Genomic DNA, 8864 nt, shown 5'->3' with positions numbered 1-8864 from the left:
TTGTCTACACCCTCTTAGGAAATTATCAAATGACTGATATCAACAAAGAAACGATCTCTATCCTGAATGACCTGATCGAAACCAGCAAAGACGGTGAAGAAGGTTTCCGTACCAGCGCAGAACACGCAAAAAGCGCTCAGGTAAAATCGTTCCTTGCCAATCGCTCCACTGAAGTGGCTGCAGCCGTTCGTGAACTGCAAGCTGAAGTGACCGCACTGGGTGGCAAGCCTGAAGATTCTTCCAGCGTGTCTGGCGCACTGCATCGCGCATGGGTCAACCTGAAGTCGATGGTGACTTCGGATGACGACAAGGCGGTACTGGAAGAAGTCGAAAAAGGCGAAGACGTTGCCAAGAAGGCTTATCGCGAAGCGCTGGAAAAAGCCCGTGCCAAGAACGTTTCCCCTAACGTTATTGCGCTGATTGAAAAGCAGCAGGCTGGCGTTCTGGCCAACCACGACAAAGTAAAAGCACTGCGTGACGCAGCACGTGCAGCCCACGCCGCATCGTAATTCGATGCTGCAGCGGTAGCCGAAAACGCCAGCCAGTCTGGCGTTTTTTTATGCCCGCCGGTAGTTCATCAAACCTGATCAGTCATCTCTCTGGCAACCGAACTGCGATGCTCTACGCGGTTACGACCCTTGTGTTTGGCCTGATAAAGCGCCTTGTCGGCTATTCCGAAAAACGCCTCCAGTTTGTCTCCCTGACGCACCATCTCTGAAACGACACCGATACTCACGGTGATGGGCTGTTGTGCACCCGGAAACAGCGGCAGTGATTCAGCTGCCTTGCGGATCTGTTCGGCAATCATCATGGCTCCCGGCAAGTCGGTTTCCGGCAGCACTACCACAAACTCCTCGCCGCCATAGCGTGCAACCCGGTCACCGGGGCGACGGATATTGAAGGAGATGGTTTGTGCAATCAGGCGCAGTGCTTCGTCACCGCCCTGATGACCATGACGCTCGTTGAATGCCTTGAAATGGTCTACGTCGATCATCAGTAAAGACAGCTGTTTGCCTGAGCGCTGTGCCCGCGCCCATTCGGTTTCCATGGCTTCGTCAAGCTGGCGACGATTATCGAGCCCTGTCAAACCGTCCGTTGCAGCCAGGCTGGCCAGTGCATCCTCAGCGCGATGGCGTCGTCGCAACTCGCGACACAGCAGCTATGTCAGCCACAGGATTCCGAGACACAGTACGCTGGTAGCGGAGCCGACCAGCCAGGCATTGCGCCGCCATACGGCATACACCTCATCCTCGGACTGACCGATCACGACAACCAGCGGCAGATTGCCGACCCGGGAAAACGTATACAGCCGACGAGCGTTCAACTGCGTCGACATGGCAGCAAAGCTGCCANNGACCATCTCCTTCCTGAAGAATGCGCTGAAAGTTGGGGCTGTGGCTGTAATCCTTGCCAATCAGATCTTCACCCTCCAGATCGGGGTAGCGGACGATCAGGATGCCTGCGGTATTGATCAGGTTGATACTGCTGCCGACGCCCAGATTCTGGCTCATGAACAAGTGTTTGAAATACACCAGTCGCATGGCCGCACTTACCATTCCGGTGAACTCTCCATTGGGGCCTGACATGCGACGGCTGAAACTGATGCACCAGTCCTTGTAACCCCAACGGCTTTTGTACGGTGCACTGACGTGCAGACCCAGCGAAGGGTCCGCCTTGTGGTCTTTGAAATAGGAGCGGTCGGAGAAGTTGTCGTTTCGAGGGATGACGGACAGTGAGTCAGCCAGGATGGCGCCCTTGTTATCGAGCAATACCAGATCGCCTTTGAAAGACGCCGCAGTGGAGCGATCAAACAGGACAAGTTGTCGCAGTTCAGGTGACAGGTCCTGAAGGTCCGGACGCCGCCATGCGCTGATCATGCCTTGCAGGGACGAGTCGTAAAGTTCTGCGTTATGCATGACGTCGGCATCAATCAATTGCACGATATTGGCCGCCGCACGCGCGGCAGTCTGCGCTGCGTCGTCACGCTCCCGGGCCAGTAAAGACGCCACAATCCCCAGTATGGCGAACATTGACAGTGAGCTGCCAAAGATCAGCATGAGTTCCGGTCGCGTCCATTTGAGCCGGTCTTGCCGAGATGACGCAAACAACATCATTGGTTGTTCTACCTGCAGACGAATGAATCTTGATAAATGGTTAAGACAGTTATCATTATTTTTATGCTTTGAATGCTGGGTGTATAGCACGCTCCTTATAGCCTCATATGAATGGAATGTGAATAAAGCAAGTGTATTTAAAATGATGCGAACAGACGCACACGGACGACTGTAAAAAACAGGGGGGAGTAATTTATTTCTTGAAGGGATCAGCGGGGCCGCTGTATGCCGAACGTATTGACACCCTTGTCGCTGTTCACGAACACGGTGCCGCCGTGCATCAATGCAATGGCCTTGACGATGGCCAGCCCCAGGCCATGATTGGCGCCGCTGTTGCTGCGTGAGGCATCGACCCGATAAAAACGCTCGAACAGCCTGGGCAAATGTTCCGGAGCTATCTGCACGCCAGGATTAGTCACGCTGATACTCACATCGGCATCGCGCGACTCGATAGTTACCTCGATGACCTGACCGGCGTCGGTATGTTGCACGGCGTTGTGCAGCAGGTTGATCAACGCGCGGCGCAAGTGGGGCTTTTCAATCGGCGCGCTGGCGTCGCCCTGAACCCGGACTTGTACGTGGGCATCTTCCAGAATGAAATCCAGGTAATCCAGCGTGGTGGCGACTTCGTCTGCCAGTGACGCGCAGGTCTGTGCTTTGACCTTGGTGCCTTGATCCGCGCTGGCCAGAAACAGCATGTCGTTGATGATCGAGCGCAAACGCTCCAGCTCTTCGAGGTTTGATTGCAACACCTCGAAATAATGCTCGGCAGAGCGACCGCGGGTCAGCGCCACCTGGGTCTGGCCGATAAGGTTGGTCAGCGGTGAGCGAAGCTCATGTGCCACATCGGCATTGAACGACTCGAGCCTTGAGTAGGCCTGCTCGACCCGTTCCAGCGTGGAGTTGAACGAGGCTACGAACTGTTCAAGCTCCGGTGGCAGCGGCGACAGCTGCAAGCGTCCGGACAGCCGTGGCGGGGCGAGCTTCTGGACTTCCTGCGATAGGCTGGTCAACGGACGCAGGCCAATACGCGCGACCCAGTAACCAAGCGCCGAAGCCAGCAAAATACCCAGCGTGGCCAGGCTGATCAGCGCGACCAGCAGCGAGTGTTGGGTATGCCAGAATGTCTCGGTATCGATGGCGGTCAGAAAACGCAGTGCCGGGCGCTGTTCCTTGGCCGGGAATTCGCTGACCAGCACCTTGAATGCGAACGGGTGATCGGCCAGCTTCAGGTCATGCATACCCGGTGCGCCTTGCGCGAAACGACGAATGTTCGTGTCCGGGTTGCCGAATTCGTACAGCGGGTTGTCGCTGACTACCCAGAAACGCAAGCGCTTGTCTTCCTCGCTGAGCAACTCCAGTTTTGCCTTGATCTTGCCCCAGTGCTCCGGGTTGCCGAAACGTCCGACAGCCGATTCCAGAACACTGTAGCGCGCATCGACTTCGGCACGCGGCAACAGGTCCAGGCTCTTGTCGACCTGCAGGTACAAGGCCCAGCCGATCAGCAGGAATACCACCAGTGCCACCAGCGCGAACAGCCCGCTGAGGCGCAGGGCGATCGAATCAACCCGCACTGCGGTTCTCCAGCACGTAGCCCATGCCACGAATGGTGTGCAGCAGTTTGTGTTCGTGAGGACCGTCCAGCTTGGCCCGCAAGCGTTTGATCGCGACTTCGACCACATTGGTATCACTGTCGAAGTTGATGTCCCAGACCATCTCGGCGATTGATGTCTTGGAGAGGATGTCGCCCTGGCGTCTGGCCAGCACGCTGAGCAGCGAAAACTCCTTGGCGGTCAGGTCCAGACGCATTCCGGCGCGGGTCGCCTTGCGGCTGATCAGGTCGATCCACAGGTCGGCGATGGTGATCTGCACCGGTTCGTGGCCGCCGCTGCGGCGGGTCAGGGCCTGCAGGCGGGCGACCAGTTCCAGAAAGGAAAACGGTTTGCCGAGATAGTCATCGGCACCTTCGCGCAGGCCGCGAATGCGGTCATCGACCTGCTCGCGAGCGGTCAGCATGATGACGGGCGTCTGCTTGCGCGCACGCAAAGCACGCAACACGCCAAAGCCGTCCAGGCCGGGCAACATCACATCAAGAATGATGATCGCGTGGTCGTTCTCCAGCGCCAGGTGCAGACCTTCGATGCCATCGCGCGCCACGTCGACGGCGTAGCCCTGTTCGGTCAGGCCGCGACGCAGGTAGTCTGCGGTTTTCTCTTCGTCTTCGATAATCAGCACGCGCATCAGGTGACTCTCACTTGTGAAGGGCCAGCGCGGGTGCGGCGGGCGCCGGGTGGCATTTATGAAACAGCCGCTCCAGTTGCAGGTAAATGACCGGCGTAGTGAACAGGGTCAGCATCTGGCTCACCAGCAGGCCGCCGACCACTGCGATACCCAGCGGTTGACGCAGTTCGGCACCGACCCCGAAACCCAGCATCAGCGGCAGTGCGCCGAGCAGGGCGGCAAGGGTGGTCATGATAATCGGTCGGAAGCGGGTAATGCAGGCCTCATAAATGGCCTCCTGTGGCGACAGGCTCTGCTCACGCTGCGCTTGCAGGGCAAAGTCCACGAGCAGAATGCCGTTCTTCTTGACGATGCCGATCAGCAGCACGATGCCGATCAGGGCCATGATCGAGAAGTCCTGCCCCATCATCCATAGCAGCAACAGCGCGCCGATACCTGCCGAGGGCAGGGTGGAGATAATGGTCAGCGGATGCACGAAGCTTTCATAAAGCACACCCAGAATGATGTACACCGCCACCAGCGCGGCGAGAATCAGCCACGGCTGGTTGGCCAGCGAACTCTGGAATGCCTGCGCCGCACCCTGAAAACTGCCGATGATCGAGGCGGGCATGCCGATCTCTTTCTTGGCCTGATCGAGCATGCTTACCGCGTCGCCCAGCGCGACTCCGGACGCCAGGTTGAATGACAGGTTGGCAGCCGGGAACATACCGTCGTGGCTGATCGACAGCGGGCCCATGCGCGGCGCACTGACTTTGGCCAGCGCCGAAAGTGGCACCATTTCATTGGTCAGCGGTGAGCGCAGGTAGAAGTAAGCCAGGCTTTCGGCCTTGCCACGCTGCTGGGCGTCCAGTTCGAGGATCACCTTGTACTGGTTGACCTCGGTCTGGTATTCGCTGATCTGCCGCTGGCCGAACGCATCGTACAGCGCCTGATCGACGTCGGCGGTGGTCAGGCCGAATCGCGCGGCAGCACTGCGATCAATATCGATATGGGTGACGCTGCCGCCCAGTTGCAAGTCGTTGGACATATCGCGAAACGCTGGATTGCTACGCAGCTTTTCAGTCAGCCGTTGCGTCCAGGTGTTGAGCAATTCGCCGTCGTTGCTCTTGAGCACGTACTGATACTGACTGCGACTCGGCCCGGAACTCAGGTTGATGTCCTGCCCGGATACAGAACGATGCCGGGGACCTTTGCCAGTTTGGGGCGCAGGCGGTCAATGAACTCACTGACCGACACATCGCGTTCAGAGCGCAGCTTGAGCGAGATCCAGAAGCGACCGTTGGCGATGGTCTGGTTGCTGCCTGACACACCGACTGAATGAGAGAACGCCAGCACTGCCGGGTCTGCACCGACGATTTTTGCCAGTTGCAGGTGTTTTTCCACCATGTCCGGGTAGGAAATGTCGGCAGCGGCCTCGGTGGTGCCGAGTGCAAAAGCAGTGTCCTGAACCGGAAAGAAGCCCTTGGGTATGAGGATGTAGCCGACCACCGCAAGCGCCAGGGTCAGGCCGAACACGCCGAGCATCAGTCGCTGATGGGCCAGCGCCTTACGCAAGCCTCGCTCGTAGGAAGCCAGCAAACGTTCACCGAAGCCCGGTTTCTGATGCGGGTTGTGCGTGGGGGCGCGCATGAACAATGCCGCAAGGGTCGGCGCCAGGGTCAGGGAGACGACCACCGAAATCAGAATGGTCGCAGTGGCGGTCAGGGCGAATTCCTTGAACAGTCGCCCGACCACGCCGCCCATGAACAACAGCGGGATAAACGCCGCCACCAGCGAGAAACTGATCGACACCACGGTAAAACCGATTTCCCCCGAGCCTTTTATGGCAGCCTCGCGCATGCCTTGTCCGGCTTCAAGGTGGCGATGGATGTTCTCCACCACCACGATAGCGTCGTCCACCACGAACCCGACCGCGACCACGATGGCTACCAATGTCAGGTTGTTCAGGCTGAAGCCGAACAGGTACATCATCGCAAAGCTGGCGATCAGCGATACCCCGAGCACCGCGCTGACGATCAGCGTGGCCGAAAGCTGGCGCAGAAACAGTGCCATGACCGCCACCACCAGCAGCACCGCGATCATCAGGGTCAGTTCCACTTCGTGCAGCGAGGCACGAATGGTGCGGGTCCGGTCGTTGAGTACCGAGACGTCAACGGTGGCCGGGAGCATTTCCTGCAACCGTGGCAGTTCACGCTGGATGCGGTCCACGGTGTCGACAATGTTGGCGCCCGGCTGACGAAAAATAGCGATGTTGACGCCTTGCTGGTCGCCGGACCAGGCCTTGACGTAGGCGTTTTCCGAACCCGCGACCACCCGCGCCACATCCTTGAGCTGGACGGGGGCGCCGTTCTTGTAGGAAACGATCAGTTGCGCGTAGTCCTGCGGCTTGAACAACTGGTCGTTGGACGACAGTGTCGAAATGCTGTCCTTGCCGTATAAGGCACCTTTGGCCAGGTTAAGGCTGGTCTGTTGCACCGCCAGGCGAATGTCGGCCAGGGTCAGCCCCAGCGCGGCCAGTTTTTCGGGGGCGGCCTGCACACGAATCGCTGGCCTTTGCTGGCCGGTGATGAACACCTGGCCCACGCCTTCGATCTGGCTGAGCTGGCGCGCCAGGATGGTTTCGGTGACGTCGCTCAATTCGGTGCCGGGGATCAGACTGGAACTCACACTGAGGATCAGCACCGGGCTGTCGGCCGGGTTGACCTTGCGCCAGGTTGGCAGACTGGGCAGATCGGCCGGCAGGCGTCCGGCTGCGGTATTGATGGCGGCCTGGACTTCCTGGGCCGCAGTGTCGATGCTTTTGTTGAGGGTGAACTGCAGCGTAAGGTTGGTGGAGCCCAGTGCGCTGCTGGAGGTCATCTGGGTCATGCCCGGTATCGCACTGAACTGCACTTCCAGTGGCGTGGCAACCGAAGACGCCATGGTTTCCGGGCTGGCACCGGGCAGCTGCGCGGTAACCTGTATGGTCGGGAACTCCGCTTCCGGCAACGGCGCAATCGGCAGTCGTGGAAAGGCAATGACCCCTAGCAGTACCAGTGCGAAGGTCAATAACAAGGTGGCCACCGGGTGGTCGATGCACCACGCCGATACCGAGCCTCGGCCACTCATCGTGCGTGCTCCACTTGCGCGCTTGCCACATCCGGGGCGGGTGCGCTGACCACTTCGACAGTTGCCCCCGGCCGCAGCCGCGACTGGCCGTCGCTGACCAGTACATCTCCGGCGTTTGGCCCGCTGATCAACGTCTGCTCGCTGTCCTGATAAAGCACCTTGACCGGTACCACTTCCACTTTTTTATCAGCAGTCAGTCGATAAACAAAGTGCTGATCGATCCCGCGCTTTACCACTTGTGGCGGTACCTTGAGCGAGTTGAGTTCGACACCGGTCTGGATCTTCACCGTGACCAGTTGCCCGGGCCACAGTTGTTCGCCGGGGTTTTTGAATTGAGCCTTGGCGCGGATCGTGCCGGTGGTTGCCGAAACCTGATTGTCGATCAGCGAAAGCGTGCCTTCGCCCAGTAGCAGGCCATTTGCTGCGCCGTCGCCCTGATACGCTTTGACCACCGCAGAGGTGCGCTCGGCAATAAGCCCCTGCAGGGTCGGTAACATCTGCTGAGGCAGAGAGAATTCCACCGCAATCGGGTCGATCTGTGTCACCGAAAACAGCCCGGTAGCATCGCTGACGCGCAGGAAGTTGCCTTCATCGACATTGCGGATGCCGACCCTGCCCGTAACCGGCGAGCGAATCTGGGTATAGGAGAGCTGCACCTGTGAGGCGTTGATGCTCGCTTCGTTGCCTCTCGCCGTGGCTTCGAGTTGCCTGACCAGTGCCTGCTGCTGATCGAATGTCTGGCGCGAAATGCCATTGTCCTGAGTGAGTTGGCGATAGCGCTTCAGGTCCAGTTGCGCGACATCAAGCTGCGCCTTGCTCTGCGCCAGCTGCGCGCGTGCCTGCTCCAGCGAGGCGCGGATCGATCGATCATCCAGCGTCGCCAGCAACTCGCCGGCCTTGACCTGTTGACCTTCCTTGACCAGCACGCGCGTCAGTACGCCATCTACCTGAGGACGGATCACCACACTTTGCAGTGACAGCACCGAACCGATACCTGTGACGAAACGTGGTACGTCCTCAATGCTGACCGTGATCACCTTCACAGGCACCGCAGTCACGGAGTTTTTCGGGAGTGTAGCGGGGCGTGTCAGTTTCCATCCGGCAATGGCCACGCAGGCTATCAGCAGGACTACAGCGGTGACGGTCAGGGTCTGTCTGCGCATATGAAGAAAACGCCAAATGTCGGTACGGGAGTAATATTTTTTTAGGGCTTCCTTATAGCCTGCAAACCCGGTCAGCAGAATGACTTTTAGCTGTCAGGTTTGTCAGGAAGCCTCCACCGCGCATGGCGTGCAGTCAAGAAAATCCGCTAACGGACGATATCTATGTTGAAGAGATATTTGTCCAGATGTTTATAAAGTCCTAAGAGTTTCCCTACATTTTCCTAGGAGGGTGTAGACA

Annotated in this window: 4 protein-coding genes and 2 pseudogenes; 1 reads left to right on the top strand and 5 read right to left on the bottom strand. The window is 58.5% G+C overall.

The genetic code is table 11. The features are described 5' to 3' along the window. Window positions 1–29: 29 nt before the first annotated feature. Window positions 30–509 (top strand): PA2169 family four-helix-bundle protein, encoded by a 480-nt coding sequence (locus ALO64_RS04175; RefSeq protein WP_002552329.1) that lies wholly within the window; start codon window positions 30–32, stop codon window positions 507–509. Between the two features lie 68 nt (window positions 510–577). Here the strand turns inward: ALO64_RS04175 and ALO64_RS04170 are convergent. The 5 genes and pseudogenes from ALO64_RS04170 to ALO64_RS04150 form a co-directional block, all read right to left on the bottom strand. Next, window positions 578–2114, bottom strand: a pseudogene (locus ALO64_RS04170) (sensor domain-containing diguanylate cyclase). Between the two features lie 209 nt (window positions 2115–2323). After that, window positions 2324–3688, bottom strand: coding sequence for a heavy metal sensor histidine kinase (locus tag ALO64_RS04165; RefSeq protein WP_044345308.1), 1365 nt, complete (start codon window positions 3686–3688; stop codon window positions 2324–2326). Then, window positions 3678–4355 carry a heavy metal response regulator transcription factor gene (locus ALO64_RS04160; RefSeq protein ID WP_002552331.1) on the bottom strand — a complete coding sequence of 226 codons (678 nt, stop codon included), beginning with the start codon at window positions 4353–4355 and terminating at the stop codon, window positions 3678–3680. The genes ALO64_RS04165 and ALO64_RS04160 overlap by 11 nt, the downstream gene beginning before the upstream one ends. A gap of 10 nt (window positions 4356–4365) precedes the next feature. Continuing rightward, window positions 4366–7463: pseudogene (locus ALO64_RS04155) on the bottom strand (multidrug efflux RND transporter permease subunit). After that, window positions 7460–8626: an efflux RND transporter periplasmic adaptor subunit gene (locus ALO64_RS04150; protein WP_044345307.1), complete on the bottom strand. Its 1167-nt coding sequence runs from the start codon at window positions 8624–8626 to the stop codon at window positions 7460–7462. The pseudogene ALO64_RS04155 and the gene ALO64_RS04150 overlap by 4 nt, the downstream one beginning before the upstream one ends. Between the last annotated feature and the right edge of the window lie 238 nt (window positions 8627–8864).

The sequence above is a fragment of the Pseudomonas meliae genome, from assembly GCF_001400515.1.
GTDB lineage: Bacteria > Pseudomonadota > Gammaproteobacteria > Pseudomonadales > Pseudomonadaceae > Aquipseudomonas > Aquipseudomonas amygdali.
Note: the sequence above shows the minus strand (reverse complement) of the source record. Positions and strands in the feature narration are given on the sequence as shown.

What these genes read in the sequence shown, in the direction of transcription:
- ALO64_RS04175 (WP_002552329.1), top strand. Translation starts at nt 30, where the DNA reads ATGACTGATATCAACAAAGAAACGATCTCTATCCTGAATGACCTGATC.
- ALO64_RS04160 (WP_002552331.1), bottom strand. Translation starts at nt 4,355, where the DNA reads ATGCGCGTGCTGATTATCGAAGACGAAGAGAAAACCGCAGACTACCTG.
- ALO64_RS04150 (WP_044345307.1), bottom strand. Translation starts at nt 8,626, where the DNA reads ATGCGCAGACAGACCCTGACCGTCACCGCTGTAGTCCTGCTGATAGCC.